1 protein-coding gene is annotated in these 734 nt (G+C 46.7%); it reads right to left on the reverse strand.

Annotated features, from left to right (window positions below; all coding sequences use genetic code 11):
• Nucleotides 1-734: GTP 3',8-cyclase MoaA (moaA, locus tag R8O11_RS27365; protein ID WP_318194897.1), on the reverse strand; the 734-nt coding region annotated here is incomplete at both ends.

Raw genomic sequence — 734 nt, forward strand, 5'->3', positions numbered from 1 at the left:
AAGGTGCAGCTTACCCAGCGCAGAAACACGCAGACGGTTGCAGCTTTCGCAAAAGTCTTTTTCATAAGGCATGATAAGACCGATTTCACCTTTATAATCTGGGTGAACAAACACCTGAGCGGGGCCATCATTGTGCGAACGCACTTTCAGTAACCAGCCGTTCGCAATCAGTTGATTACGAATCGCAACACCAGAAACATGATGCTTTGAAAAGAGGTCATCCATCTCGCCCGTTTGCATTAGCTCAATAAAGCGCAATTGGATTGGACGATCTTTGATCCAGTTAAGAAACGCGGGTAGCTCGTGATGGTTCAGATCTTTCATCAACACCACATTAACTTTGACCTGCTCATAACCGACTTCGAACGCACGCTCGATACCATTCATGACTTCAGTGAACTTATTTTCACCAGTAATCTGATGGAACATTCGAGGGTCGAGGCTATCTACACTCACGTTGATGTTTGTTAAACCGGCTTCACGCCAGTCAGCAACTTGCTTCGCCATTCTGTAGCCGTTGGTCGTCGTCGCCACTTTTTTGATGCCTGGCGTCGTTGCGACAGAATGAATGATGTCAGTGAAATCTTTGCGCAAGCTTGGCTCGCCGCCAGTAATGCGCACTTTTGACGTGCCACAATCAGCAAACGCTTTTACGACCCGTTTGATTTCAGGGAGAGATAAAAAAGACGAGTTTTTGTTGCCCGATGGTTTGTAACCATCAGGAAGGCAATAGG

Source organism: Vibrio sp. 1288 (assembly GCF_033344475.1).